Genomic DNA, 26,591 nt, shown 5'->3' on the forward strand with positions numbered 1-26,591 from the left:
CCTTAGGTCGGCTCGACCGATGATGCGGGTTCGACGTGACGATTGTTCTGCATGCAGAAAAAAGGCCAGCGGCAGGGAGTGAGAGGGTGGCGGAGTGACTTGAGGCACTTCGGGGGGCTTGAGGGTGAATGTAGGACCGTTCTGAATTTGGTTTTTGAGTATCGGATGGATTTTTGAGCGCGCGCCAGCGGGAACTTGCCCTGCGGCGGTGATTGGCTTCCCCGGCGACAAAAAACCATACAGAGCCAGCACATCGCTACGATTGTAGCCGCCACTCTCTGCACGCTAACGTTCGAGCGTCGCTGCCCATTCAGCGACCGGGCCTGATAACCCGGGTAATATATAGGCGCACCACGCCCACCTCACGAATGCTGGCGTTTTTTTATGCCCACAAATTCGTGCCATGGCGGCTGTGCGTGGGAGACCCTCGGGTCTGCCGGGTCCTATATACCGGTTTATCAGCCTGCGCATAGCTGCCACCCATTCGCCTGATAACGAATGAGGCAGCTCTCACCGATATATAGGAGTTTTGCCAATGACTAACCTCCAAGACCTGACAACCGCCGGCCTCACGCCCTTCTCCATCCACTCCGACCAAGCCCTGTTCCGCGTCAACAGCGGCGTCTCGATCCACGAAGCCTTGTCCCACGTCTCCGACTTGCTCCACCTCTCCAAACTGCTGGCCGAAGACGCGGCGATGGAACGCGGCAAGGACCGTTATGCCTGGGCATCGCATTACTTGCAGGAAATGAGTAAGGCGGTGATCGATGACGTGGTGAAGGTGCTGGGTGCGCCGGGGAATAACCGCGATTGAATGGAAAAAGCCCCGGGTTTCTTTAGAAGGCGGGGCTTTTTAGGTGTTTGGTCATCCGTTAAAACGGCTCCTAGCCGCTCAACTCTGTCGGGGAGTTTCTCCACCAGCCTGATCAACAAGTCGGCCTGAGCATTGGGTTTCGACGTTTTCTTTCGCCCCCAGCTCGGGAGCCGGTTTGTCCTGCACGGAATGACTGCGCAGTGCGATTTCACCTTCGCGCTGAGCCCCCATCTCGTCAACGCCCTGCATTAACTCTGCAAACACGTCGCGCTTTTTCATGGAGCTACCTCGTGCTTTCAACTCTGTCTCAATGGCTTTTTTGAGCGCATTAATTTGGTCGGTGACCATCGCAAAACTATAGGCATGTTACTTGTAGCGCGGCAATTGGTGGCAGGTCGCCAAGATCAAAAGATCGCAGCCTTCGGCAGCTCCACAGATATCACCCACCATCAATAAAGTGACGCGCTCTTACCACTCAGGCCGGCCGGTAGGCCGCCGTGCTGTTGCTATTGATCTTGATCCACCCGCCCCTTCGGAAGGCCGAGCGCAGGTGTTCATCAGGGGGTGGGCGCGCAGCGCCGTACGGCGCAGCCGGACACATCGAGAGGAGGTCGTCGCGAAGCAGACCGTAGGCGATGCCCCCTGATGAATGCCGGAGCGAGGGAACGCCGAGCCTAGGCGAGGTGCCGTACGCTTGGGGCGAAGACTTTTGCTTACTTTTCGTCGTTTGGAAAAGTGAGTCGCCGTCAGGCGAAACCCTAAGTGGCCGTTACCGCAGGAATGGATATGTACACCTGCAAGAGGTTGGTCGGCTGTCAGGCCGCCATCGCGGGCAAGCCCGGCTCCCACAATGGATTGATGTACATCTGCGGGAGATTGGTCGACTGTCAGGCCGTCTTCGCGAGCAAGCTCGGCTCCTACAGGTAAATCAGGGGCAATAAAAAGCCCCGCGCTTCTCTCGAAGGCGGGGCTTTTTATACAACCGCAAAACCTTAAGGCGCGTAAGTCAGCAACAACTCAGTCGGCACCTTGAAATCCAGCGACATCATCACGCTCAACGCCGTGATGGTGAAAATCGAAAACACAAACAGCTTACGTGCCCAAACCGTGTCATCCACCGCCTTGTAGCCGGTCCAGGCCATGTACAACCAGTACATGCCCATCGCCGCCGCAACCGCGAGATAACTCATGCCAGCGTAACCGCTGAACGTCAACATCAAGGTCGCGACCAGGAACGCCAGGATGTAGAGCAGGATGTGCTTCTTCGCCACCTGAATCCCGCGCTTCACCGGCAACACCGGAATCGATGCCGCCAGGTAATCATTGAAGCGAAAGATCGCGATCGCGTAGGAATGCGGCATCTGCCACAAGCTGAACATCACCAGCAGCGTCAGCGCCGCCATGTCGAAGCTATTGCTCACCGCGACATAACCGATCACCGGCGGCATCGCCCCCGACAGACTGCCCACCAGCGTGCCGTGAACCGACTTGCGCTTGAGGTACAGGCTGTAGAAACCGACGTAGATGACAAAACCGATCACCGCGAACAACGCCGCCAGCGGGTTGGCCACGCGATACAGCAAGGCCACGCCAGCGACACCCAGGACGGTCGCGTAAACCAGTGCCAGTTTCAGGGAGATCAAGCCCTGCACCAGCACGCGGTTCTTGGTGCGTTCCATCTTCAGGTCGATGTCACGGTCGATGCAGTTGTTGAACACGCAACCCGACGCGACCACCAGGGACGTGCCGATCATCGCAGCCAGGAAAATGGCCAGATCGACATGCCCTTTCGAGGCCAGGAAAAACCCGCCTGCCACAGAAAGCACGTTACCGAAAATGATCCCCGGTTTGGTGATTTGGATAAAGTGCTTTAAGGACATCCGGACTTTCCTCAGTGCGCCATCATGACGGAATGGATGCTGTACATGATCCACAGCGACAGACCGACCAACAGGACGATAACCAGCGCCGCGAAAACAAACGCAATCACGTTGTTACGCTGGGCGGCGGAGCGGTCCAGGTGCAGGAAGTACACCAGGTGCACCAGCACCTGGATCACTGCGAAGGCCAGTACGATCCACAGGGTCATGGCTTTCGGCAGGGATGGGTACATCACCAGGCCGAAAGGAATGATGGTCAGGATCACCGACAGGATGAAGCCGATAGCGTAGGACTTGACGCTGCCGTGGCTGGCGTCGTGACTATCGTGTGAGTGAGCTGCGTTAGCCATTTACAGAGTCCCCATCAGGTAAACAACGGTGAATACGCAGATCCACACTACGTCCAGGAAGTGCCAGAACAGGCTCAGGCAGCTCAGACGGGTCTTGTTGGTCGCCGTCAGGCCATTTTTCTGGACCTGATACATCATGATCGCCATCCAGATCAGACCACTGGTCACGTGCAGACCGTGAGTGCCGACCAGAGTGAAGAACCCGGACAGGAAGCCGCTACGGTTCGGACCGAAGCCTTCGGAGATCAGCGTATGGAACTCGTTGATCTCCATGCCGATGAAGCCCAGACCGAACAGGAAGGTGATGGCCAACCAGCCCAGCACCTGAGTCTTCTTGCCTTTGAACAACGCCAGCATGGCGAAGCCGTAGGTGATCGAGCTGAGCAACAGGCAGGCGGTTTCGCCCAGCACGTAGGGCAGTTCGAAGATGTCGTGGCCCGACGGGCCACCGGCTACGTTGTTTACCAGTACCGCGTACACCGCGAAGATCGACGCAAACAGAATGCAGTCGGTCATCAGGTAGAGCCAGAAACCGAATACGGTCATCTCGCCCGAGTCGTGGTGATGGTCATCGTGCCCATGGTCATGACCATGGGCGTGTCCAACATTGGTCACTAAGTTCGACATGGTTTAAGCCTGTTCCAACGAGGTTTCAACACGGGTGGCGGTGGCCGGAATCGCTTTGGCCGCAACCAGACGCTTGTGCTGCTCGGCTTCAATGCGCTCGATCACATCGACCGGCACCATGTAGCCTTGATCATCACGGGCAGCGTGGATCACGAAATAGATCACGGTGCCAGCCAGGCCGAAGATAGCCATCCACCAGATGTGCCAGATCATCGCGAAACCGAACACGGTCAACAGAGCACCCATGACCAGACCGGTCGCGGTGTTGTTTGGCATGTGGATCGGCTCGTACTTGGCCGGAGCCTTGTACGCAGTACCGTTTTCCTTGGCTTCGGTGAACGGGTCGATGCCTTCGGCTTTCGGCAGTACAGCGAAGTTGTAGAACGGTGGTGGCGACGAAGTCGACCATTCCAGCGTGTGGGCATTCCACGGGTCGCCGGCTTCGCACATGTTCTGCGGCAGCTTGCGATCACGGATACTCACGTACAACTGGATCAACTGGCAGGCAATACCGAAGGCGATCAGTACCGCACCGACCATTGCCACGTGCAGGTATGGCGTCCACTCAGGGTTGGTGGTGCTGTTCAGACGACGGGTCATGCCCATGAAGCCCAGTACATAGAGCGGCATGAACGCGACGAAGAAGCCCGAGATCCAGAACCAGAACGCTGCCTTGCCCCAACCTTCGTGCAGCTTGAAGCCGAACGCTTTAGGGAAGTAGAAGCCGAAGCCGGCGATGTAGCCAAACACGGCGCCGCCGATGATCACGTTATGGAAGTGCGCGATCACGAACAGGCTGTTGTGCAGTACGAAGTCAGCACCCGGGATGGCCAGCAGTACGCCGGTCATGCCGCCGATGGCGAAGGTCACCATGAAGCCCAGGGTCCACAGCACCTGGCTGGTGAAACGCAGACGGCCCTGGTAAATGGTGAACAGCCAGTTGAACAGCTTCACCCCGGTCGGGATCGAAATCAGCATCGTCGCCAGACCGAAGAAGGCGTTGACGTTGGCACCCGAACCCATGGTGAAGAAGTGGTGCAGCCAAACCATGAAGCCAAGGATCGAGATCGCGCCGCTGGCGTAGATCATCGAGTGGTGGCCGAACAGTTTCTTGCCGGAGAAGGTCGAGATGACTTCGGAGAAGATCCCGAACGCCGGCAGAATCAGGATGTAAACCTCGGGGTGACCCCAGGCCCAGAACAGGTTGACGTACATCATTGGATTGCCACCAAGTTCATTGGTGAAAATGTGGAAATCCATGTAACGGTCAAGCGTCAGCAAAGCGAGGGTAGCGGTCAGGATCGGGAAGGAAGCGACGATCAGAACGTTGGCCCAGGTGCAGGTCCAGGTGAAGATCGGCATGTCCATCATTTTCATGCCTGGGGTACGCATTTTCAGCACGGTGGCCAGGAAATTGACCCCCGTCAATGTCGTTCCCAGTCCGGACAGTTGTAATGCCCAGATGTAGTAGTCCACACCCACGCCCGGGCTGTAGCCCAGTTCCGACAGCGGTGGATACGCAACCCAACCGGTACGGGCGAATTCGCCGACACCCAGGGACACGTTCACCAGTACCACGCCGGAAACCAGCAGCCAGAAGCTCAGGGAGTTCAGGAACGGGTAGGCAACGTCACGCGCGCCGATCTGCAGCGGCACTGCAAGGTTCATCAGGCCGGTGAAGAATGGCATCGCCATGAAGATGATCATGATCACACCGTGAGCGGTGAATATCTGGTCATAGTGTTCAGGTGGCAGGTAGCCAGGCGAACCCTCAGTGGCCAGGGCCAGCTGGGAACGCATCATCACGGCGTCGGCAAAACCACGCAGCAGCATGATCATGGCAACGATGATGTACATCACGCCGATTTTCTTGTGGTCGACCGACGTCAGCCACTCGGTCCACAAATAGGTCCACTTCTTGAAGTAGGTGATTGCAGCAAATACCGCCAGACCACCGAGCGCGATCATGGCGATGGTCACCATCACGATCGGCTCGTGGAACGGGATCGCTTCCCAACTTAATTTACCAAACATCGTTTACTCCTCTGCCCCGGCAGCTGAATGCGAACTCATGTCCATCCCTTCCATACCGGCCACTTCCTTCTCTTCCTTCTCGTGGTGCATCGGCTTGCCCGGTTTCATGCCTTCATACTTGTCGATGATGGTCTGGAACAGGTTCGGCGCGTACGAGGAGTAGAGTTCAACCGGGTTGTTCTGGCTTGGTTTGGAAAGGGCTTCGTATTCAGCTTTTTCAAGCTGTTTAGGTGCCTTCTTGACATCACTGACCCAGGCGTCGAAATCTGCCTGAGAGGTGGCGATTGCTTTGAATTTCATGCCAGTGAAGCCAGCACCGCTGTAGTTGGCGGAGATACCGTCAAACTCGGCATTCTGATTGGCGATCAGGTGCAACTTGGTTTCCATGCCCGCCATCGCGTAGATCTGACCGCCCAGGCCCGGAATGAAGAACGAGTTCATCACGGTGTCGGAGGTGATCTTGAAATTCACTGGCGTGTTGGCCGGGAACACCATCTTGTTGACGGTGGCGATGCCTTGTTCCGGGTAGATGAACAGCCACTTCCAGTCCATCGCAACCACTTGAATGGTGATCGGCTTGACGTCGGATTCCAGCGGACGGTAAGGGTCCAGGGCGTGGGTCGACTTGTAGGTGACGTAACCCAGGGCAATGATGATCAGCACGGGGACAGCCCACACCGCGATTTCAATCTTGGTGGAGTGCGACCATTTCGGGGTGTAGACGGCGTCCTTGTTGGAAGCGCGGTATTTCCAGGCGAACAGGAAGGTCATGACAATGACCGGGACCACGACCAACAGCATCAGCAGCGTTGCGGTGATGATCAGGTTGCGCTCGTCCAGGCCGACCTGGCCCTTGGGATCGAGCAGGGTCATGTTGCAGCCTCCCAGCAACAGCGTGCCGAGCAGCGGCAATAAGCCTAGTAGTCTGGGGTACCTGTTTTTACTCATCTCACGACCTCTAAAGCAGCTTGCGCAATGCAGTTGGGTTTTGATCGCCAACACTTCACCCTGCCAAGGGTTGGCATTTTTCTTGGATTGAATAAGGGCTTGCCCGTCGCGCGCTAAACGCTGGTCGACACATCCTGGGCTAGCGGTGAGTTCTTATTCGAATTCGTGGTCAAAGGCCTTGTTACAGACCAATTCCATTTGGTGCGGATAGTTGAAAGGCGCCGACACCTGGCGTCGAATGAAGCCCGTTACAGCCCCACGACCACCCCTTGTGCCAAGGAGAGTGCCGCCCCGGAATTTCAGTGCGGGCGATTGTAGATATGTACCGTTGTATAAACCATGTCTCAACTCGAAATAATTTTTATCGGATACCGCAACAATCATTAACGAAATCTGCAAAGATTATCCACGATATCGAGATGAATTCTCAACAACAACCCCCAAAAATTCAGCTCCACCGTCCGCAGTTCAGACAGCTTCAGCCCCTCTCGAAGCATCGCCGACCTCGCGCAAGCCCCCTTGTCACAAGGCCTTTAGCCATTCGTCCGAGCCTGTTAAAACTGCCTGCTGCAACGCATTTGCTGGCTTCCGGAGAGGTCCGTCAGCAAGGTAAATTCCCTGTCAGTTTCAGCGACGACAATCGTCTTTGAAATGAGTTGCGACACCTTGGCTGTGACAACATGTCGCACACGTGCCGCACCCTTCTTTGTCGCGCGTCACGATCCTTTGACAGACCCGCTGAAACGCAAAGCGCCCCGGCCTCTTTTCGAGGTCCGGGGCGCTTTATTCAAGGCCTTTGGCTGCGGCGAGAAGCCTCAGTTCAGGTGTTTGCGGTTACGCGAAATGAGCAGCGGCACCAGCACCACGGTCAACACGAAGGCCACCAGCGCCCACTGTGCCAGCGACAGGCCGAGGATCGGCGGGTACGGCGTCTCGCAGAAACCGTCGACCTGGAAACCCAGCGGGAAGATCTTCGCCAGCGGCAAGCCGTCGACAATCGGTTGCAGCACATCGATGCCGCAACTGACCGCCGGGTAAAACTGCGTATAGACGTGATGCCCAGCCGCTGCAGCGCCCGCGAGGGCGAAGATCACCACCAGCCCTTCGAACACAGTGATGCTGCGACGGTTGCGCATGGCGGCACCGATAAAGGCACTGATCGCAATCAGCAACAGCGCATAGCGTTGCAGGATGCATAGCGGGCATGGCGCCTCGCCCAGCACCACTTGCATGTACAGCGCGCCGCCGATGAGCGCCAGGCAGATGATGCCCAGCAACACCAGGAAGCGCCGCTCACGGCCCAACCGCATCATTTCCTCGTTCATCGCGTTTCCCTTCTGACTATCTATTGCCCGCAAGTCTACACGCTGGCTCTGACCTTTGAGAGCCGGCACGTGCCGGTGGATATCTGGGAATAGACGATAAGCGGGTTAAGAAGGGATTAACTTTCAAACAGAATGTGCAAATCGATCCTGAAGATGATCGTTCCCACGCGCAGCAAAGGAATGCAGCCCGTGACGCTCTGCGTCGCAAAGCGGACGCAGAGCGTCCATTGAGGCATTCCCACGCAGGAGCGTGGGAACGATCAGGTGGGAGAGTTACTCCAGCGCCGCAGCCGGGCCGAAGAACTCGTAGCGGCTCTGCTTCTCTGGAACACCCAAGGCCTTGAGGTGGCGCTTGATCGCGGCCATGAAACCTTTCGGGCCGAGGAAGTAGGCATCCAGGTCGCGCTCTTGCGGCAACCAGTCCGCCAACTGCTCCTGACTCAACAGCCCGACCTTGTCCGCCGCCGGACTGACACCGTCATCCTCGGCATAGCAGTAGAAACGCTTGAGTTGCGGGTGACGCTCGGCCAGGTCGTCGATCCAGTCGCGGAAGGCATGCACGCCACCGTTACGCGCACAGTGAATAAAGTGCACCGGACGCTCGGTGGCCAGCGCCGCTTCAAGCATCGGCAGGGTTGGCGTGATACCGACGCCGCCGCTGATCAGCACCAGTGGCTTGTCGCTGGCGGACAGGGTGAACTCGCCCGCTGGCGGGAACAGCAGGATGCTCGCGCCGACGTGAAGCTGGTCGTGCAGGTAATTCGACGCACGACCGCCCTCTTCGCGCTTGACGCTGATGCGGTACTGACCGTTGTCGCCCAGGGATGACAGCGAGTAGTTGCGACGAATCTCTTCGCCATCGAGGATCAGTTTCATGCCGATGTACTGACCCGGTTCTGCCGCGAGGATCGGTCCCTTGTCCGCTGGTTCAAAGTAGAACGAGGTGATTTCCGCGCTCTCTTCCACGCGCTTGGCCAACTTGAATTCCCGCGCCCCACGCCAGCCGCCGACCGCTGCGGCCTTCTGGTCGTAGATCGCGGTTTCGGCGCCGATCAGGATATCGGCCAGTTGGTTGTAGGCGGCGCCCCAGGCGCTCATCACTTCTGGCGTGGCGATCTCGTCACCGAGCACTTCGCAAATCGCCCGCAGCAGGCAGGCGCCGACAATCGGGTAATGCTCCGGCAGGATTTGCAGGGCAACGTGCTTGTTGATGATCTTCGCCACCAGGTCGCCCAACTGGTCGAGCTGATCGATGTGCCGTGCGTACATCAACACTCCGCGAGCCAAAGCCCGTGGCTGGTCGCCGCTGGCCTGGTGCGCCTGGTTGAACAGCGGACGAACCTCCGGGTACTCGGAGAGCATCATGCGGTAGAAGTGCGTGATCAGGGCTTCGCCGCCGCTTTCCAGCAACGGTACGGTGGATTTGACGATGGCACGGTCTTGAGCGCTAAGCATTAAGGGGGTACTCCTGAACGACTGGGTTTATAGTTTTCTACCCATGATGCTTCAGTTTCCGTGCCAACAATTAAAACCATATAAATCAATAAGTTAATAAACATGTAGTCATAACGACACAAGCGGATTTATAGTCACCTCGACTACATGGAGTCAATATGACTGCAAAACCCTTGCTCACCGCGTTGCTGCCGCTGGTCTCCGACCTTTCCCGCGAACTGCCCGAAGGCGAGCGCTACCGCCGCCTGCTCGAAGCCATGCGCGCCCTGCTCCCCTGCGATGCCGCCGCCCTGCTGCGACTCGACGGTGAATGGCTGGTGCCGCTGGCAGTGGATGGCCTGAGCACCGACACCCTCGGCCGGCGCTTCAAGGTCAGCGAACACCCGCGCTTTGAAGCGTTGCTCAGCCGCCCGGAGCCGACGCGCTTCCCCAGCGACAGCACCTTGCCCGATCCTTATGACGGTTTGGTCGACGGCCATGGCGATCACCTGGAAGTCCACGACTGCATGGGCTGCCCGCTGTTTATCGATGAGCGTCCGTGGGGCTTGCTGACCCTCGACGCACTGGACCCGGAGCGCTTCGAGCCAATCGAACTGGACGCCTTGCAAGCCTTTGCCAGCCTCGCCGCCGCCACGGTCAACGCCGCCGAACGCATCGAACGGCTGGCCAATCGCGCCGAAGACGAGCACCAGCGCGCCGAGGTCTATCGCCAGGCCAGCGGTCAGCAGAGCCGTGAAATGATCGGCCAGAGCAAAGCGCACAAGCGCTTGGTGGAAGAGATCAACCTGGTCGGCGGCAGTGACCTGACGGTGCTGATCACCGGCGAAACCGGGGTCGGTAAAGAGCTGGTGGCCCAGGCGATCCACGCCGCTTCACCGCGTGCCGACAAACCGATCATCAGCCTCAACTGCGCCGCGCTGCCTGACACGTTGGTGGAAAGCGAATTGTTCGGTCATGTGCGCGGCGCCTTCACCGGGGCGCTGAACGACCGTCGTGGCAAATTCGAACTGGCCAATGGCGGCACGCTGTTTCTCGATGAAGTGGGCGAGTTGTCGCTGGCGGTGCAGGCCAAATTGCTCCGTGTGCTGCAAAGCGGTCAGTTACAGCGCCTGGGTTCGGACAAGGAGCATCAGGTCGACGTGCGCCTGATCGCCGCGACCAACCGTGACCTGGCCTTCGAGGTCCGCAGCGGCCGCTACCGCGCCGACTTCTACCATCGCCTGAGCGTTTACCCGTTACTGGTGCCGGCGCTGCGTGATCGCGGTCGGGATGTGTTGCTGCTCAGCGGTTACTTTCTTGAGCAGAACCGCTCGCGGATGGGCCTCAACAGCCTACGCCTGAGCAGCGACGCCCAAGCGGCATTGCTGGCCTACAGCTGGCCGGGCAATGTCCGCGAACTGGAGCACTTGATTGGTCGCAGCGCGTTGAAAGCGCTGGGCAACTCTCGGGAACGGCCGAAGATTCTCAGCCTGAGCGCGGCGGATCTGGACTTGCCCCACACGCCCCTTGAAACACCTCCTGCGCCAGTGAGCATTGAACCGGTGCCCACCGTTGAAGTGTTCGGCGACCTGCGGCAGGCCACCGAAAACTATCAACGCCAGTTGATCACCGCGTGTCTTGAGCGCCATCAAAACAACTGGGCCAGCGCCGCCCGTGAGCTAGGCTTGGATCGGGCGAACCTTGGGCGGATGGCCAAGCGGTTGGGCATGAAATAACAACCAATGTGGCGAGGGAGCTTGCTCCCGCTGGAGTGCGAAGCGCTCCCAAATCAGTCGCCACATTGCAACAGACAGTACACAGGTACCGATTTGGCGACTGCTGCGCAGTCGAGCGGGGGCAAGCCCCCTCGCCACAGGGTTTGCCGTTTGGCATTAAAGCCTGCCCCGCTTACGTCGATAACCCGATATCAATAGTTGCTGGCGGTCCTACAATCGCCCATCACCTTTCCACAGAAGGTTTTTATGTCCTCCAACAAAGCCCGCGCAGATTCACTTTCGCTTCTGCTCTTTACCTTGCGCAGTGGCAAGCTGATGGCGATCAACCTGCTGAAAGTCAGTGAAATCATCCCCTGCCCGCCGCTGACCAGGCTGCCGGAGTCGCACCCGCACGTCAAAGGCATCGCCACCCTGCGCGGAACCTCGCTATCGGTCATCGACCTGAGCCGGGCGATCGGTGAGCGGCCGTTGGAAGACCCGGACGGTGGCTGCCTGATCGTTACCGACGTCAGCCGTTCCAAACAGGGCCTGCACGTTCAGGCGGTGAGCAAGATCGTCCATTGCCTGACCACCGACATCCGCCCACCACCCTACGGCTCCGGCGGCGTGCGCGCGTACATCACCGGCGTGACCTCGGTCGACGGCACGCTGGTGCAGGTGCTCGACATTGAGAAAGTCATCCACGGCATCGCCCCGGCACAGATCGAAACAGCCCCGACCGAGCTGAGCATGGAAGACGCCGAAGTACTGGGCAACGCACGCATTCTGGTGGTCGATGACAGCCAGGTGGCGCTGCAACAATCGGTACACACCCTGCGCAACCTCGGCCTGCAATGCCACACCGCACGCAGCGCCAGGGAAGCCATCGACTGCCTGCTGGACCTGCAAGGCACTGCACAGCAGATCAACCTGATTGTCTCGGACATCGAGATGTCCGAGATGGACGGTTACGCCTTAACCCGGACCTTGCGTGAAACCCCGGACTTTTCCCACCTCTACATCCTGCTACACACCTCGCTGGACAGTGCGATGAACAGCGAAAAAGCCCGTCTGGCCGGGGCGAACGCGGTGCTGACCAAGTTCTCCTCGCCAGAGCTGACCAAATGCCTGATCACCGCCGCAAAAGCTGTCGCGCAGCAAGAACAAGGTCATTGAGCCTTGGCTGAAGAGTATTGCCTGCTGCTGCGGCGCGACCTCGCTGGAGTGTTGCCCGCCATTGCCTGGCCTCCAGGCATTGTGCTGAACCAATACCGCCCCGAGCTGGCCGAAGCGGTTCATCAACTGATGGAGCAGGGTTATCAGCACGGCGGCGGTCGAGTACCGGCGCTAGAGGTGTGGCGCGAGCGCTTTGAAAGCGATGCGGAATATGACCCGGCGCTGTGTTTTATCGCCTCGGACCCTCAAGGCATTGTCGGCGTGGCCCAGTGCTGGACCAGCGCCTACATCAAGAATCTGGTGGTGCACCCACGGGCTCAGGGTCAAGGTTTGGGACGAGCCTTGTTGTTGCATACCTTCAGTGTGTTTCAACAGCGCCGCGAAGGGTTTGTTGACCTGAAAGTACTGGAAGACAACCATCGGGCTCAGCGGCTGTATGAAAGCGCTGGAATGCGTGTCGTCCGCCGGGAGCTTGTTCCAGACTGAGGCCGCTATCGTCGGAACGCCGCCCGGAGCAAGCTTGGCTCCTACAGGTTTTGAAGACCCATCACAGGTATGTCACCGAATGGAATTCGGTGTGTCCTGACTGGCGTGCAACTTGCTTTGGCAGCATCCCTCGCGGTGGTTTTCCGTCATCGCTGACGCCTCTGGAATGTGACCGGTCGCCTAATGAATACGACGTTTTCCTGCGTAGGTTGCGGCAAGTGCTGCACCGACCACCATGTGCCCCTGACCCTCGCCGAGGCCCGGATGTGGGCGGCTGACGGCGGTGCCGTGATCGTGCTGGTGGAAGGTTTTCTCGGCAATGGCCTGGGCCTTCCGGCCTTGCAACGCGAGCACGCCGAACGCCGTTCCGTAGTGGTGCCCAGCGGTGCAACCCAGGCCCACGTAGCGATTACCTTCGCTGCATACAACGCCGGTCGCTGCCGGAATCTTGACGAAGACAACCTCTGCCGCATCTATGAGCGCCGGCCGCTGGTGTGCCGCATCTACCCGATGGAAATCAATCCGCACATTCCCCTGACGCCAACCGCCAAGGACTGCCCGCCCGAATCGTGGGAGCAAGGTCCTGCGTTGATTGTCGGCGGTCAGTTGGTTGATCAGGCGCTGGCCGACCTGATCCAGCGCTCGCGTCAGGCAGACCGCGACGATGTTCAGGCCAAGGAAGCGATTTGCAAACTTCTGGGGATTCGCACCACGGCGCTCAAGGGTGACGGGTTCACCGCCTACCTTCCGGACATGGCGGCGTTTGCCTCGGCGATTGATCAGGTTCAGGCAGCGCCGTTGCCGGGTTCGGCCGGTGAATGGCTGTTCCATGTGTCGGGCAACGACATCGCTGAGCAAGTGCAGGCCGCTGGCGCGAACGTGGTCACGGCAGAGCCGCTGAACTATGCGTTTATCTCGTTGCGCGCGGCCTGAGATTTATAACGGAGAGGGACGACTCAGCGCTTGCCCATCGAGCGACGGGTGCCAGGAGGCGCTGCGCCCGGGACCTTGGTGTGGCCGTTCTTGGCACCGTTCTTGTACCACGGCTGACTGGCGTTTTTGGCGGAGGCCAACTCGCCCGGTTTGAACGGGAATTTGAAGGCCGGAATCGCCGCTTTGGTTTCGCTGTCGGCGCTGGAGTCGACGCTGTCTGGCAGGTCAGCCTGTTCGTCAGCAGCAGGCGCTTGTATCGGGGAAGTCATGAATGCTCCGGGTGTTACAGTGAGTCGGGCCCGATGGGTGGGCCGCGAAAGGCCGGCAGTATACCTGCGCGCCCATGATCTTTAACCTCCCGACGCATGAATGGTCACCTTTGCTGACAGCCCTGTCAGTTAGCCGTCACCCTGCTGACCGCAACGAAGGACTATAACTAGGCCATTATTCTCCGTCTTTTTGCCCCGGCGTTCGATGCTCATGCCCATTCCAGGAAAAAAACTGCTGATCGCCGCGTTGCTGGTGACGGTCACTGCCGTGGCCATTGGCGTTGCGCTCAAACCGACGACGAGCAAACTCTCGGCCCCCAGCGCGATTCCGGTGCGGGTGGTCAGCGTCGTCGAACGCGACGTACCGCGCTATGTCAGCGCGATTGGCTCGGTGCTGTCGTTGCACAGCGTGGTTATTCGTCCGCAGATCGACGGCATCCTCACCCGGCTGCTGGTCAAGGAGGGTCAGTTGGTGAAGGCCGGTGACCTGCTGGCAACTATCGACGATCGCTCGATCCGCGCCAGCCTCGACCAGGCCCGTGCGCAATTGGGCGAAAACCAGGCGCAGTTGCAAGTCGCCGAGGTCAACCTCAAACGCTACAAATTGCTGAGCGTCGATGACGGGGTTTCCAAGCAGACTTACGACCAGCAACAAGCCCTGGTCAATCAGTTGAAAGCCACGGCGCAGCGCAATCAGGCGGCGATTGATGCGGCGCAGGTGCAGCTCTCCTACACACAGATTCGCTCGCCGGTGACGGGTCGCGTCGGTATTCGCACCGTGGATGAAGGCAACTTCCTGCGCATGAGCGATACCCAGGGGTTGTTCTCGGTCACCCAGATCGACCCGATTGCCGTCGAGTTCTCCCTGCCACAGCAAATGCTGCCGACGCTGCAACGGCTGATCAGCGCAACTCCGCCGGCTGACGTGAATGCCTACCTCGGCGCCGACACCAATGGCCAGACCGGCGACTTGCTCGGCGAAGGCCACCTGACGCTCATCGATAACCAGATCAATGCCAACACCGGGACCATTCGCGCCAAGGCCGAATTCAGCAACGCCGGGCAAAAACTCTGGCCGGGGCAACTGGTGACCCTAAAGATCCAGACCGCCCTCGACAAGCATGCGCTGGTGGTGCCGCCGTCTGTGGTCCAGCGCGGGCTGGATCAGCATTTCGTTTACCGGGTCAACGGCAACAAGGTCGAATCCGTTCCGGTGCAAATGGTTTATCAGGACAGTGGACTGAACATCATCACGGGGGTACAGACCGGTGATGTGCTGGTCAGCGATGGTCAGTCGCGGCTCAAGCCCGGGGCCAGTGTGCGGATTCTCGGCGAGCCTCCAGCGCTCACGCAAAGCACTGCGGTGGAGCAACAGCCATGAAAGTCCATGGCGGCATTTCGGCCTGGTGCATCGACCATCCGGTCGCCACGGCACTGCTGACCTTCGCCCTGTTGCTGCTCGGGCTGATCGCCTTCCCGCGTCTGCCGATCGCCCCGTTGCCGGAAGCCGAGTTCCCGACCATTCAAGTCGCCGCGCAGTTGCCCGGCGCCAGCCCCGACACCATGGCTTCGTCGGTGGCGACGCCGTTGGAGGTGCAATTCAGCGCCATCCCCGGCATGACCCAGATGACCTCCAGCAGTGCCTTGGGTTCGACCAACCTGACCTTGCAATTCACCCTCAACAAAAGCATCGACACCGCCGCGCAAGAAGTTCAGGCCGCGATCAACACCGCCGCCGGCAAACTGCCCAAGGACATGCCGACGCTGCCGACCTGGCGCAAGGTCAACCCGTCCGACAGCCCGGTGCTGATCCTCAGCGTCAGCTCGACGCAAATGCCCGGCACCGAACTCAGCGACTACGCCGAAACCCTGCTGGCGCGGCAACTGAGCCAGATCGACGGCGTCGGCCAGATCTACATCACCGGCCAGCAACGTCCGGCGATCCGGGTCCAGGCCTCGGCTGACAAACTCGCCGCCATCGGCCTGACCCTGGCCGATGTGCGCCTGGCCATTCAGAAAACCAGTCTCAACCTGGCCAAGGGTGCGTTGTACGGTGAGTCGAGCATTTCCACGCTATCGACCAACGATCAGCTGTTCCATCCCGATGAGTACGGTCAGCTCATCGTCTCCTACAAGAATGGCGCACCGGTCCAGCTCCGGGACATCGCCACCGTGGTCAGTGGCTCGGAAGACGCCTACGTCCAGGCCTGGTCTGGCGATCGGCCGGGGGTCAACCTGGTGATCCTGCGGCAACCGGGTGCGAACATCGTCGACACCGTGGACCGGATTCAAGCCGCGTTGCCGGGCCTTCAAGCCATGCTCCCGGCGTCGATACAGGTCAACGTGCTGATCGACCGGACCCAGACCATCCGCGCTTCGCTGCATGAAGTGGAAGTCACCCTGCTGATCGCGGTCCTGCTGGTGGTCGCGGTGATGGCGCTGTTCCTGCGCCAGTGGTCGGCGACGCTGATCGTTTCCAGCGTACTCGGGGTCTCGCTGATCGCCAGTATCGCGCTGATGTACATCATGGGCTTCAGCCTGAACAACCTGACGCTGGTGGCGATCGTCATTTCCGTAGGGTTTGTGGTCGACGATGCGATTGTGGTGGTGGAGAACATCCACCGTCATCTGGAGGCCGGCGACGGCATGCGCGAGGCGGCGATCAAGGGCGCTGGCGAAATCGGCTTTACCGTGGTCTCGATCAGCTTCTCGCTGGTGGCGGCGTTTATTCCGCTGCTGTTCATGGGCGGTGTGGTCGGCCGGTTGTTCAAGGAGTTCGCCTTGACCGCCACCTCGACCATCATGATTTCGGTGGTGGTGTCGTTGACCCTGGCACCGACCATGGCCGCCCTGTTCATGCGCGCGCCGGTACACGATGCCCATGCCAAACCCGGTTTCGGGGAGCGCCTGCTGGCGCTGTATGAACGAGCACTGCGCCGCGCCCTCGCCCATCAGAAACTGATGCTGGGGATCTTCAGCCTGACGCTGTGCATGGCGGTTGCCGGCTACGTGTTTATCCCCAAAGGTTTCTTCCCGATACAGGACACCGGTTTTATCCTCGGCACCACCGAAGCCGCCGCCGACGTGTCGTTTCCGGAGATGGTGAAAAAGCACCAGGCCCTGGCTGACATCGTCGCCGCCGACCCGGCGGTGCAAACCTTCTCCCATTCGGTGGGCGTTTCCGGCAGCAACCAGACCATCGCCAACGGGCGCTTCTGGATCTCCTTGAAAAAACGCGGCGATCGCGATGTGTCCGCCAGCGCCTTCATCGACCGGATTCGTCCGCAACTGCTGAAGGTCCCGGGCATCGTGCTGTACCTGCGCGCCGGGCAAGACATCAACCTCAGCTCCGGCCCCAGCCGCGCCCAGTATCAATACGTGCTCAAGAGCAACGACGGCCCGACGCTGAACCTCTGGACCCAGCGCCTGACCGAAAAACTGCGCAGCATCCCGGCATTCCGCGACATTTCCAACGACCTGCAACTGGGCGGTAGCATCACCCACATCCACATCGACCGTGCCGCTGCAGCGCGTTTCGGGCTGACCGCCAGCGATGTCGACGAAGCGCTTTATGACGCCTTCGGCCAACGGCAGGTCAATGAGTTCCAGACCGAAATCAACCAGTACAACGTCATTCTCGAACTCGACACCCGCCAGCGCGGCAAGGCCGAAAGCCTCGCCTATTTCTACCTGCGCTCGCCGCTGAGTGGCGAGATGGTGCCGTTGTCGGCGCTGGCCCGTTTCGATGCGCCGACCATCGGCCCGTTGTCCATCGCCCACGACGGCATGTTCCCGGCCGCCAACCTGTCGTTCAACCTGGCGCCCGGCGTGGCCTTGGGTGATGCGGTGATTTTGCTCAATCAGGCGAAGAACGACATCGGCATGCCGGCTTCGGTCAACGGTAATTTCCAGGGCGCAGCCCAGGCGTTCCAGAGTTCGCTGGCCAGCCAGCCGTGGCTGATTCTGGCGGCGCTGGTGGCGGTGTACATCATTCTTGGCGTGCTCTATGAGAGCTTCGTGCACCCGCTGACGATCATCTCGACCTTGCCTTCCGCTGGCCTCGGCGCCTTGATATTGCTGTGGATCCTCGGCCAGGACTTCTCGATCATGGCGCTGATCGGCCTGGTGCTGCTGATCGGTATCGTCAAGAAGAACGGCATCCTGATGATCGACTTCGCCCTCGACGCCCAGCGCAATCGCGGGCTGTCCCCGCAAGAAGCAATTTTCGAGGCATGCCTCACGCGGTTCCGACCGATCATGATGACCACCCTCGCCGCCCTCCTCGGCGCCCTGCCGCTGATGCTCGGCTACGGCACCGGCGCCGAACTGCGCCAACCGCTGGGGATCTCAGTGGTCGGCGGTCTGCTGGTCAGCCAGGCGCTGACGCTGTTTACCACGCCAGTCATATACTTATGGCTTGAGCGGGTGTTCCATCGCTCCACACCAGCGCCTGCGCTGGCGACCACACACTGAGGCGGGTCATGCGCGTTCTGATTATCGAAGACGAAGAGAAAACCGCGGATTATCTGTACCGCGGCCTGACCGAACAGGGTTACACCGTGGACCGCGCCCCGGACGGCGTCGAAGGTTTACACTTGGCGCTCGAAAACGATTACGCGGTGATCATCCTCGACGTGATGCTGCCGGGTCTCGACGGCTACGGTGTGCTGCGCGCCCTGCGTGCCCGCAAACAGACCCCGGTGATCATGCTGACCGCCCGCGAACGTGTCGAAGACCGGATCAAAGGCCTGCGCGACGGTGCCGACGATTACCTGGGCAAACCTTTCTCGTTCCTCGAACTGGTCGCACGCCTGCAAGCCTTGACCCGCCGCAGCGGCGGCCATGAGCCGGTGCAAGTGACCATCGCCGACCTGTGGGTCGACTTGATCAGCCGCAAGGCTACCCGTGCCGGCACGCGACTGGACCTGACCGCCAAGGAGTTCTCGCTGCTCAGCGTGCTGGCCCGGCGTCAGGGTGAAATCCTCTCGAAAACCGCAATTGCCGAGATGGTCTGGGACATCAATTTCGACAGCGACGCCAACGTCGTCGAAGTCGCGATCAAACGCCTGCGCGCCAAAATCGACGGGCCGTTCGAAGAGAAATTGCTGCACACCATTCGCGGCATGGGTTACGTGCTGGAGAGCCGCAGTGCCTCGTAATTCAATCGCCCTGCGCCTGAGCGGCATGTTCACGCTGGTGGCGGCGCTGGTGTTTCTGTTGATCGGTTGGGCGCTGTATCAACAGGTCGAAAAAGGCCTGGCGCTGTTGCCGGCAGCCGAACTGGATGCGCGTTACAGCGTGCTCGAATCCACGGTCGGGCGCTTTGGTACGCCAGAGCACTGGGTGAAGATCAACAACAAACTCAACCTGCTTAGCGAAGAGGACAAGCGCATCAGTTTCTGGATCATCAGCGGCGATGCCAACTACGAGTACGGTAACATCACCCCGCAGATCCGTGCCTTGGCGCAAGGGCCAACCGGCAAGCGCGACGTACAACTGCCGGGTCAGCCCTATCCGATGAAAGTGCTGGTCAGTCAGTTTCCGGCCAAGGACCAGCGTCCACCGCTGCGTTTCATGATCGGCATCGACACGCAAACCTTCTATGAGACCCAACATCACTTGCTGATCGCCTTGATCAGCCTGGCAATCATCGGTGTGCTGCTGGCCTCGGCGCTGGGTTACTGGGTGGCGCGAATCGGCCTCAAGCCGTTGATCAAGTTGTCTCAGGAAGCTCAACGACTGGCACCGCCGTTGCTGTCCTCACGGCTGCAACTGTCGCCGCTGCCGCCAGAACTCAATCAGTTTGTCAGCTCGTTCAACTCGACGCTGGAGCGGGTCGAGCAAGCCTATACGCGACTTGAATCATTCAACGCCGATGTCGCCCACGAACTGCGCTCGCCGCTGACCAACCTGATCGGTCAGACCCAGGTTGCCCTGACCCGTGGGCGCTCGGCGGAACACTACTTCGAAGTGCTGCAATCGAACCTCGAAGAACTCGAACGGCTGCGCTCGATCATCAACGACATGCTGTTTCTGGCCAGCGCCGACCAGGGCAGCAAGGCCACCAAACTGACCACCACCTCGCTTGCGGACGAAGTCGCCACCACTCTGGACTACCTGGATTTCATCCTCGAGGACGCCCAGGTCAAGGTTCAGGTCAGCGGCGATGCCCAGGTGCAAATCGAAATCGCCCACCTGCGCCGGGCGCTGATCAACCTGTTGAACAACGCCGTGCAACACACGGCTCCCGGCCAGGTCATTCGGGTGCAGATCGATGTTCAGGAGCATCAGGTCAGTATCGGCGTCACCAACCCCGGTGAACCCATCGCCAGCGAACACCTGCCGCGCTTGTTCGAGCGCTTCTACCGGGTCGACGCCTCACGCAGCAACAGCGGCGCCAACCATGGACTGGGGCTGGCCATCGTCAAGGCGATTGCGCTGATGCACGGCGGCAATGTGTTTGTGCGCAGCGATAACGGCGTGAATACGTTCGGGATTTATTTGCCGATTTGATTCCCCGCCACTCCCTGTGGCGAGGGGGCTTGCCCCCGTTGGGCAGCGCAGCGGCCCCAAAACAAGTAACCGCAAATCGTCAGGCACACCGCACATGCTGGTTTTACGACTGCTTCGCAGCCGAACGGGGCGGTGCGGCGTTCCGACAAGCCCCCTCGCCACAGAAGCGCTTACCGGCAGAATTCCCCTCACTGTAGAAACCACCTACTGTTGCTCTTGATGCAACAGTCCTTTATCCAATCCGCTCTTTTTCCCACCCCCCCAAGACCTTTACCTTGGCCACACCAAACAGCACTTGCCAAGCAAGAAGGTTTTCAAGATGTCCAACAGTACGGGTATTGCCAGCGCTTTCGTTTTGTCGTCCTTGTTGTTGTCTCCCTTTGCCATGGCTGAAGAATCGCCGGCATTTGTCGCGCATAATGCTGCGCGTGCCGCAGCCTTCGACAAGGCCCAGGCTGAACTGACCGCAAAAGCACAGAAGTCTGAGCAAACCCGGCAGACATCAGCCAGCCAGGCTCAACCACAGGTTGAAAAAGACAGCTGATCGGCAACACCACTCAGTTTCCCTCGACACTTCTCAGGGCTCTTTCCCTTGAGAAGTTGTCTTCAAGCCGCTGCTATCAGCGGCTTTTTTTCGTTGTGTATTTGTCAGGCATTCCTTCGTTATTACCCAATAAGAAACACCCGGATTATTAACTATAACAACGCTTGTTATTGACCCAAGGAGCTGTATCCCGCGTGAGCATCACCCTCAAACTCAGTCCGCTATTCATTGCAATGGCCGCAACGATGGCCGCAAACGTCCAGGCCGCCGACGATTCCAGCCGCGAAGGTTTCGTTGAAGGTGCAAGCCTTAAACTCAATGCCCGCAACTACTACCTGAACCGCAACCGTCAGCAGCAGACTAACGACAACATCGAATGGGGCCAGGGTTTCCTCGGTATCTTCGAATCGGGCTACACCCAGGGCCCGGTCGGTTTTGGCGTGGACGCCAATGCCATGCTCGGGCTCAAACTCGACGGTGGCGGCGGCACCGGTGGTTCGAGCATCCTGCCGATCAGCGATGACAACGGCAAAGCACCGGACTCGTTTTCAAGCGCTGGCGGCGCCCTGAAAATGCGCGCCCTCGACACCGAGCTGAAAGCCGGCGACCTGTTCCTCAACAACCCGGTAATCGCCGGTGGCATGAGCCGCATGCTGCCGCAGACCTTTCGCGGTGTCAGCCTGACCAACCACAGCTTCGACGGCTGGCTGATCGAGGGCGGCCAGGCGAGCTTCACCAAGCCTTACAACCAGAGCGGGCACCAGCGTATCGGGACGTCCTACGGCAAACTGGCCGACGGCGACAATAGCCAGCACCTGAACTGGGCCGGTGTAGCCTGGAGCGGCCTGCCGGGCCTGACCAGCAGCCTCTATGCGTCCGAGCTCAAGGACATCTGGAACCAGTACTACTACGACCTGGACTACACCTACGCGGTCAACGAGCTGGTCAGCCTTAATCCGGGCCTGCACTACTATCACACCCAGGACACAGGCGACGCACTGCTCGGAAAAATCGACAACAACACCTACAGCCTGCACTTCACCGTGGGCGTCGGTAGTCACAGCGTCACTGCCGCTTACCAGCGCGTGAACGGCAACACGCCGTTCGACTACATCGCCCAGGGCGACAGCATCTTCCTCGACAACTCGCAGCAGTATTCGGACTTCAACGGCCCGAACGAGCGTTCGTGGAAGCTCAAGTACGCCTATGATTTCGCTGGCGTCGGCGTGCCGGGCCTGACCTCGGCCGTGTCGTATTCGCGTGGCACGCTGGACCTGACCAAGGTCGACCCGAACAGTCGCGGTTATGCCAGCTTCTATAACGAAGCGGGTAAAAATGCCAAACACTGGGAGCGTGATGTCGATCTCAAGTACGTGGTCCAGGGCGGTACGGCCAAGGATCTGGCGGTGCGTCTACAATGGGCCACCAACCGTGGCGGCAACGGCTATGGCGCGCTGGATACCGATACCGATGAATACCGGGTGATCGTCGACTACCCACTGAACGTTTTCTAAGAAAAATTCACAAAAAGGCCAGCACCGGTGCTGGCCTTTTTTGTATCCGGGATCTATACATGCACTGAGATCAACGAACTGATATCTGCAATGCCGCCCGGCGTGTCCGGGAACTACGCTGATGATGTCCCTGTGCAGAAATCAGAACCATGAGTGCAAACCGCACACACCACGCCATAACAGGCTCTGCCCGCCGACCGGAATTGCTGCTGGTTCTCGGCAGCTCGCTGACCGTCGTCGCGATCATCGCCATCGTCACCTTCCTGCTGATCCGCGAACACGCCAATGCCATGCAGGCGGCCACACGCGGTGCGACCAACATCGTGCAACTGATCGACGCCGATGTGCTGCGTAACGTCGAGCTCTATGACCTGTCACTGCAAGGGTTGATCGCTGCCGCCCAACGTGACGACCTGCAGAAGGTTTCGGCGCAGATCCGCCATCTGGTGCTGTTCGACCGCGCAAGTACCGCACGTTACAAGGGTGATGTGCTGCTGCTCGACAAGCACGGCGATGTGATCGCCAACTCGTCGTCGATTCAGCCCAAACAGGGCAATTTTGCTGACCGTGACTACTTCCAGGCCCACATCAGCAACAGCGACAGCGGGATGTTTATCAGTCGCCCGTTCAAACCCCGTTGCGACTGCCCCGAGAACGATCAGTGGCGCATCAGCTTCAGCCGGCGCATCTCTTCGCCCACCGGGGAGTTTCTTGGCGTTGCCGTCGCGTCCATGCAACTGGAGTACTTTGACGAGCTGTTCAGCAGCTTGGACATCGGCTCTAACAGTACCCTCAACGTGCTCGACAAGGACGGCATACTGCTGGCGCAAAAGCCCATGCTGACCGATGCCAGCATTGGCAAGAGTTTCGGCAATCGACCCAACGTCATACGCATCATGCGTGAAGGCAGTGGCAGCTTCAGCAGCCTGTCGAGCATGGACCATCAGGAACGCCTGTACACCTTCTCGCGCGTCGGCAACCTGCCGTTGACGGTCAGCGTCGCGCTCTCCATGGACGAAATCTTCGCCAGCTGGAGACGCACCGCGTACGTGATCAGTGGCGCAACCGGCGTGTTGTGTATCGGCTTGATGTGGCTGACCTTGCTGCTATGCCGCGAATTACGCCTGCGCCATCACGCCGAGCAGGAACTGGCGCAACAGGCCGCCATCGATGCCCTCACCGGCGTGGCTAACCGGCGCACCCTCGACCAGGCCCTGAACCGCGAATGGTCCCGTGCCCAGCGCTCGGGCAAGCCACTGTCGGTGCTGATGATCGACGCCGATCACTTCAAGTCGTTCAACGACCGCCACGGCCATCAGGGTGGCGACGATGCGTTGCGTGTGCTCGCCCGGGTCATCAGTGAAAACATCCGTCGCCCCTCTGATCTCGCCGCGCGCTATGGCGGTGAGGAGTTCGCCGTGGTGCTGGCCGAGACTGACAGCAGCGGTGCACTGCGGATTGCCGAAAATATCCGCGCTGCAGTCGAGCAACTGCCACCGTTCGAAGGCGACGAGGCCCCCATCACCGTCAGCATCGGCCTCAGCACCTCGACAGGGCAACCGGGCGAGAGCCTGGAAAACCTGATGTATGCAGCCGACAAGGCGCTGTATCAGGCCAAGCACCGAGGGCGTAATCGAGTAATCAGCGCGCAGGGATAGACGGTGCACCTGATGCTGCTATCGCCACACATATCTCTGCTCTATCTCTCGGCAGCTGCTACGAAGCATAAAAGAGGCATAAAAAAAGGCCACCCGAAGGCAGCCTTTAAAAACTAGAGAGGTTTTTGCTTACACGGCCGCAACGGGACGCATGTAAGAGATCGGTGCAGTGCTGGCGTCTTCAAACGTCACGACTTCCCAAGCATCTTTCTGCTCAATCAATTTGCGCAGAAGCTGGTTGTTCAGTGCGTGGCCCGACTTGAAGCCTTTGAACTCACCAATCAGGCTATTGCCCAGCAGGTAGAGGTCACCAATTGCATCGAGGATCTTGTGCTTCACGAATTCGTCTTCGTAGCGAAGGCCGTCTTCGTTCAGTACACCATCCGCGTCGACCACGATGGCGTTTTCAACGCTACCGCCGAGTGCGAGGTTGTGCTTGCGCAGGTACTCGATATCACTCATGAAACCAAAGGTCCGGGCGCGGCTGACTTCTTTTACGAACGAAGTGCTGGAAAAATCCACGCTGGCACTTTGAGTGCGGTCACGAAACACCGGGTGATCGAAATCGATCTCGAAGCTCACTTTGAAGCCTTCGAAAGGGACGAAAGTGGCGCGCTTGTCGCCATCTTCCACTGTCACTTCACGCAGGATCCGGATGAACTTCTTGGCTGCGTCCTGTTCTTCCAGGCCAGCCGATTGAATCAGGAATACGAAGGGTCCAGCGCTACCATCCATGATCGGGACTTCGGACGCGGAGAGCTCGACGTAGGCGTTATCGATGCCCAGGCCAGCCATGGCCGAGAGCAAATGCTCCACCGTGTCCACTTTGACGTCACCGTTGACCAGTGTCGTCGACATAGTGGTTTCACCAACGTTTTCCGCGCGAGCAGGAATCTGCACCACAGGGTCCAGGTCGGCACGACAAAACACGATGCCGGTGTCTACAGGTGCTGGCTTGAGGGTCAGGTATACCTTCTCCCCGGAGTGCAGGCCTACACCTGTGGCACGGATAATATTTTTCAGGGTGCGTTGTTTAATCATGGCTTGGGCCGCTTCAGCGCAAATTGCGAACTGGTATCAACAAAGGCTGGCGATAATAGCAGACCCGGCCTTTGCTGAACACCAATCACCTTCATAGCCCTGATACATTCCATCAATCGGCCTGACGACGCAGGAATGCCGGGATGTCCAGGTAGTCCAGATCGTCTTGCGGATTCATCTTCGCGGCAGTCGCAGCACCGGCTTGAGCCTGGTTGCGCATGACGGTCGGACGGTCCAGGTCACGGTAGTTTACCGCTGGCTGTTCCTGACGTGCAGGGGATTGTTGTTGTGGCTGCGAAGCCATGGAGGTGTGAACGGTGTTGTCGATGACCTTGACAGGCTTCTCGATTTTCGCGCCCAGACCGGTGGCAACCACGGTAACGTGCAGCTCGTCGCGCATGTCCGGATCGATAACGGTACCGACCTTGACCATGGCGTGTTCGGAAGCGAAGGCTTCGATGATGCTACCCACGTCGGAGTACTCACCCAGAGACAGGTCAGGACCGGCGGTGATATTCACCAGGATACCGCGTGCACCTTGCAGGTTCACGTCTTCGAGCAGCGGGTTACGGATAGCCGCTTCGGTCGCTTCACGCGCACGGTTAGGACCGCTGGCGCAGCCAGTGCCCATCATCGCCATGCCCATTTCGCTCATCACGGTACGGACGTCGGCGAAGTCGACGTTGATCATGCCCGGACGCTTGATGATGTCGGAGATACCGCGAACGGCACCGGCCAGTACATCGTCGGCCTTGGCGAAAGCCGACAAGAGGCTTGCGTCTTTACCGAGGATGGTCAGCAGCTTCTCGTTGGGAATGGTGATCAGCGAGTCGACGCTTTCAGACAGCAGGCGGATGCCTTCGTCTGCGATCTGCATGCGCTTGCGACCTTCGAACGGGAATGGACGAGTCACTACCGCAACGGTGAGGATCCCCATTTCCTTGGCCACTTCGGCAATGATCGGCGCAGCACCGGTACCGGTACCGCCGCCCATGCCGGTGGTGATGAACACCATGTTTGTGCCTTGCAGCACTTCGGCGATGCGCTCGCGGTCTTCCAGAGCGGCCTGACGACCGACCTCAGGGTTCGCGCCAGCACCCAGACCTTTGGTCACGCCGGTGCCCAATTGCAGGATGGTCCGCGCGCCGATGCTTTTCAGCGCTTGGGCATCAGTGTTGGCGCAGATGAACTCAACGCCTTCAATGTTGCTCTTGACCATGTGATTCACAGCGTTGCCGCCGCCACCGCCAACACCGATAACTTTAATAACCGGGCTTGCGGGGATGTTGTCTACGAGTTCGAACATTTTCCCTCTCCTTACATTCTCTAG

Annotated in this window: 22 protein-coding genes and 2 pseudogenes; 13 read left to right on the plus strand and 11 right to left on the minus strand. The window is 59.3% G+C overall.

From position 1 onward, the window contains the following. Positions 1-535: 535 nt before the first annotated feature. Positions 536-814: a DUF3077 domain-containing protein gene (locus KRR23_RS02520; RefSeq protein WP_019693529.1), complete on the plus strand. Its 279-nt coding sequence runs from the start codon at positions 536-538 to the stop codon at positions 812-814. Between the two features lie 62 nt (positions 815-876). Here KRR23_RS02520 and KRR23_RS02525 read toward each other — a convergent pair. The 6 genes and pseudogenes from KRR23_RS02525 to cyoA form a co-directional block, all read right to left on the minus strand. Next, positions 877-1,093 (minus strand): annotated as a pseudogene (locus KRR23_RS02525) (transcriptional regulator); the annotation flags it as partial. A gap of 713 nt (positions 1,094-1,806) precedes the next feature. After that, on the minus strand, positions 1,807-2,694 hold the full coding sequence (cyoE, locus tag KRR23_RS02530; RefSeq protein WP_019693532.1) for a heme o synthase: 888 nt from the start codon (positions 2,692-2,694) through the stop codon (positions 1,807-1,809). Positions 2,695-2,705: 11 nt separating this feature from the next. After that, positions 2,706-3,044, minus strand: coding sequence for a cytochrome o ubiquinol oxidase subunit IV (gene cyoD, locus KRR23_RS02535; RefSeq protein ID WP_216741205.1), 339 nt, complete (start codon positions 3,042-3,044; stop codon positions 2,706-2,708). Continuing rightward, on the minus strand, positions 3,045-3,671 hold the full coding sequence (locus tag KRR23_RS02540; protein ID WP_054595735.1) for a cytochrome o ubiquinol oxidase subunit III: 627 nt from the start codon (positions 3,669-3,671) through the stop codon (positions 3,045-3,047). It abuts the gene before it with no gap. Between the two features lie 3 nt (positions 3,672-3,674). Continuing rightward, a complete protein-coding gene (gene cyoB / locus KRR23_RS02545) occupies positions 3,675-5,705 on the minus strand; it encodes a cytochrome o ubiquinol oxidase subunit I (protein WP_216741206.1) in 2,031 nt (676 codons plus the stop codon). 3 nt (positions 5,706-5,708) lie between these two features. Beyond that, entirely contained in the window at positions 5,709-6,653 is a 945-nt protein-coding gene (gene cyoA / locus KRR23_RS02550; protein WP_123425050.1) for a ubiquinol oxidase subunit II, read from the minus strand. 27 nt (positions 6,654-6,680) lie between these two features. On the opposite strand from cyoA, the pseudogene KRR23_RS29350 reads away from it, so the two are divergent. Further along, positions 6,681-6,971: pseudogene (locus tag KRR23_RS29350) on the plus strand (hypothetical protein). A 497-nt stretch (positions 6,972-7,468) separates the two neighbouring features. On the opposite strand, the gene KRR23_RS02555 reads toward KRR23_RS29350, so the two are convergent. Then, positions 7,469-7,978, minus strand: coding sequence for a disulfide bond formation protein B (locus tag KRR23_RS02555; protein WP_301542396.1), 510 nt, complete (start codon positions 7,976-7,978; stop codon positions 7,469-7,471). A gap of 273 nt (positions 7,979-8,251) precedes the next feature. Further along, positions 8,252-9,433 (minus strand): NO-inducible flavohemoprotein, encoded by a 1,182-nt coding sequence (gene hmpA, locus KRR23_RS02560; protein WP_216741207.1) that lies wholly within the window; start codon positions 9,431-9,433, stop codon positions 8,252-8,254. Positions 9,434-9,591: 158 nt separating this feature from the next. Between hmpA and norR the strand changes: the two genes are divergently transcribed. The 4 genes from norR to KRR23_RS02580 all read left to right on the plus strand — a co-directional run bounded on the left by norR (position 9,592) and on the right by KRR23_RS02580 (position 13,722). After that, positions 9,592-11,148, plus strand: coding sequence for a nitric oxide reductase transcriptional regulator NorR (norR, locus tag KRR23_RS02565; RefSeq protein ID WP_216741208.1), 1,557 nt, complete (start codon positions 9,592-9,594; stop codon positions 11,146-11,148). 246 nt (positions 11,149-11,394) lie between these two features. After that, positions 11,395-12,303, plus strand: a complete 909-nt coding sequence (locus KRR23_RS02570) for a chemotaxis protein CheV (RefSeq protein ID WP_054595729.1) — start codon at positions 11,395-11,397, stop codon at positions 12,301-12,303. Between the two features lie 3 nt (positions 12,304-12,306). Further along, positions 12,307-12,789 (plus strand): N-acetyltransferase, encoded by a 483-nt coding sequence (locus tag KRR23_RS02575; RefSeq protein ID WP_216741209.1) that lies wholly within the window; start codon positions 12,307-12,309, stop codon positions 12,787-12,789. Between the two features lie 183 nt (positions 12,790-12,972). Next, positions 12,973-13,722, plus strand: a complete 750-nt coding sequence (locus KRR23_RS02580; protein WP_216741210.1) for a YkgJ family cysteine cluster protein — start codon at positions 12,973-12,975, stop codon at positions 13,720-13,722. 23 nt (positions 13,723-13,745) lie between these two features. On the opposite strand, the gene KRR23_RS02585 is transcribed toward KRR23_RS02580, so the two are convergent. Next, positions 13,746-13,991 carry a hypothetical protein gene (locus KRR23_RS02585; RefSeq protein WP_103319149.1) on the minus strand — a complete coding sequence of 82 codons (246 nt, stop codon included), beginning with the start codon at positions 13,989-13,991 and terminating at the stop codon, positions 13,746-13,748. Between the two features lie 211 nt (positions 13,992-14,202). Between KRR23_RS02585 and KRR23_RS02590 the strand changes: the two genes are divergently transcribed. From KRR23_RS02590 to KRR23_RS02620, 7 genes are all read left to right on the plus strand, one after another. Continuing rightward, entirely contained in the window at positions 14,203-15,372 is a 1,170-nt protein-coding gene (locus tag KRR23_RS02590; protein WP_216741211.1) for an efflux RND transporter periplasmic adaptor subunit, read from the plus strand. Beyond that, positions 15,369-18,464, plus strand: a complete 3,096-nt coding sequence (locus KRR23_RS02595; RefSeq protein ID WP_216741212.1) for a multidrug efflux RND transporter permease subunit — start codon at positions 15,369-15,371, stop codon at positions 18,462-18,464. The genes KRR23_RS02590 and KRR23_RS02595 overlap by 4 nt, the downstream gene beginning before the upstream one ends. 8 nt (positions 18,465-18,472) lie before the next feature. After that, complete coding sequence (locus tag KRR23_RS02600; RefSeq protein WP_216741213.1) at positions 18,473-19,150, plus strand: heavy metal response regulator transcription factor; 678 nt, start codon at positions 18,473-18,475, stop codon at positions 19,148-19,150. Then, the gene (locus KRR23_RS02605) at positions 19,140-20,504 is read left to right on the plus strand and encodes a heavy metal sensor histidine kinase (RefSeq protein WP_216741214.1); all 1,365 of its coding nucleotides are present in this window, start codon (positions 19,140-19,142) and stop codon (positions 20,502-20,504) included. The genes KRR23_RS02600 and KRR23_RS02605 overlap by 11 nt, the downstream gene beginning before the upstream one ends. Positions 20,505-20,823: 319 nt before the next feature. Continuing rightward, entirely contained in the window at positions 20,824-21,048 is a 225-nt protein-coding gene (locus KRR23_RS02610) for a hypothetical protein (protein ID WP_216741215.1), read from the plus strand. A 194-nt stretch (positions 21,049-21,242) separates the two neighbouring features. Next, on the plus strand, positions 21,243-22,562 hold the full coding sequence (locus KRR23_RS02615) for an OprD family porin (RefSeq protein ID WP_216741216.1): 1,320 nt from the start codon (positions 21,243-21,245) through the stop codon (positions 22,560-22,562). Positions 22,563-22,711: 149 nt separating this feature from the next. Next, a complete protein-coding gene (locus KRR23_RS02620; RefSeq protein ID WP_216741217.1) occupies positions 22,712-24,220 on the plus strand; it encodes a sensor domain-containing diguanylate cyclase in 1,509 nt (502 codons plus the stop codon). 129 nt (positions 24,221-24,349) lie between these two features. On the opposite strand, the gene lpxC is transcribed toward KRR23_RS02620, so the two are convergent. Next, positions 24,350-25,261 carry a UDP-3-O-acyl-N-acetylglucosamine deacetylase gene (gene lpxC, locus KRR23_RS02625; RefSeq protein ID WP_054595720.1) on the minus strand — a complete coding sequence of 304 codons (912 nt, stop codon included), beginning with the start codon at positions 25,259-25,261 and terminating at the stop codon, positions 24,350-24,352. Between the two features lie 112 nt (positions 25,262-25,373). Next, positions 25,374-26,567 (minus strand): cell division protein FtsZ, encoded by a 1,194-nt coding sequence (gene ftsZ / locus KRR23_RS02630; RefSeq protein ID WP_054595719.1) that lies wholly within the window; start codon positions 26,565-26,567, stop codon positions 25,374-25,376. Positions 26,568-26,591 lie beyond the last annotated feature (24 nt).

Origin of the sequence: Pseudomonas sp. CVAP#3 (assembly GCF_018986375.1) — a bacterium.
GTDB classification, from domain to species: Bacteria; Pseudomonadota; Gammaproteobacteria; order Pseudomonadales; family Pseudomonadaceae; genus Aquipseudomonas; species Aquipseudomonas helvetica.

Coding starts and splice junctions, on each gene's coding strand:
- KRR23_RS02570 (WP_054595729.1), top strand. CDS start 11,395: ATGTCCTCCAACAAAGCCCGCGCAGATTCACTTTCGCTTCTGCTCTTT.
- KRR23_RS02590 (WP_216741211.1), top strand. CDS start 14,203: ATGCCCATTCCAGGAAAAAAACTGCTGATCGCCGCGTTGCTGGTGACG.
- KRR23_RS02600 (WP_216741213.1), top strand. CDS start 18,473: ATGCGCGTTCTGATTATCGAAGACGAAGAGAAAACCGCGGATTATCTG.
- ftsZ (WP_054595719.1), bottom strand. CDS start 26,567: ATGTTCGAACTCGTAGACAACATCCCCGCAAGCCCGGTTATTAAAGTT.
- KRR23_RS02540 (WP_054595735.1), bottom strand. CDS start 3,671: ATGTCGAACTTAGTGACCAATGTTGGACACGCCCATGGTCATGACCAT.
- cyoA (WP_123425050.1), bottom strand. CDS start 6,653: ATGAGTAAAAACAGGTACCCCAGACTACTAGGCTTATTGCCGCTGCTC.
- hmpA (WP_216741207.1), bottom strand. CDS start 9,433: ATGCTTAGCGCTCAAGACCGTGCCATCGTCAAATCCACCGTACCGTTG.
- lpxC (WP_054595720.1), bottom strand. CDS start 25,261: ATGATTAAACAACGCACCCTGAAAAATATTATCCGTGCCACAGGTGTA.
- KRR23_RS02595 (WP_216741212.1), top strand. CDS start 15,369: ATGAAAGTCCATGGCGGCATTTCGGCCTGGTGCATCGACCATCCGGTC.
- KRR23_RS02620 (WP_216741217.1), top strand. CDS start 22,712: ATGAGTGCAAACCGCACACACCACGCCATAACAGGCTCTGCCCGCCGA.
- KRR23_RS02555 (WP_301542396.1), bottom strand. CDS start 7,978: ATGAACGAGGAAATGATGCGGTTGGGCCGTGAGCGGCGCTTCCTGGTG.
- KRR23_RS02580 (WP_216741210.1), top strand. CDS start 12,973: ATGAATACGACGTTTTCCTGCGTAGGTTGCGGCAAGTGCTGCACCGAC.
- KRR23_RS02520 (WP_019693529.1), top strand. CDS start 536: ATGACTAACCTCCAAGACCTGACAACCGCCGGCCTCACGCCCTTCTCC.
- cyoB (WP_216741206.1), bottom strand. CDS start 5,705: ATGTTTGGTAAATTAAGTTGGGAAGCGATCCCGTTCCACGAGCCGATC.
- cyoE (WP_019693532.1), bottom strand. CDS start 2,694: ATGTCCTTAAAGCACTTTATCCAAATCACCAAACCGGGGATCATTTTC.
- cyoD (WP_216741205.1), bottom strand. CDS start 3,044: ATGGCTAACGCAGCTCACTCACACGATAGTCACGACGCCAGCCACGGC.
- KRR23_RS02610 (WP_216741215.1), top strand. CDS start 20,824: ATGTCCAACAGTACGGGTATTGCCAGCGCTTTCGTTTTGTCGTCCTTG.
- norR (WP_216741208.1), top strand. CDS start 9,592: ATGACTGCAAAACCCTTGCTCACCGCGTTGCTGCCGCTGGTCTCCGAC.
- KRR23_RS02585 (WP_103319149.1), bottom strand. CDS start 13,991: ATGACTTCCCCGATACAAGCGCCTGCTGCTGACGAACAGGCTGACCTG.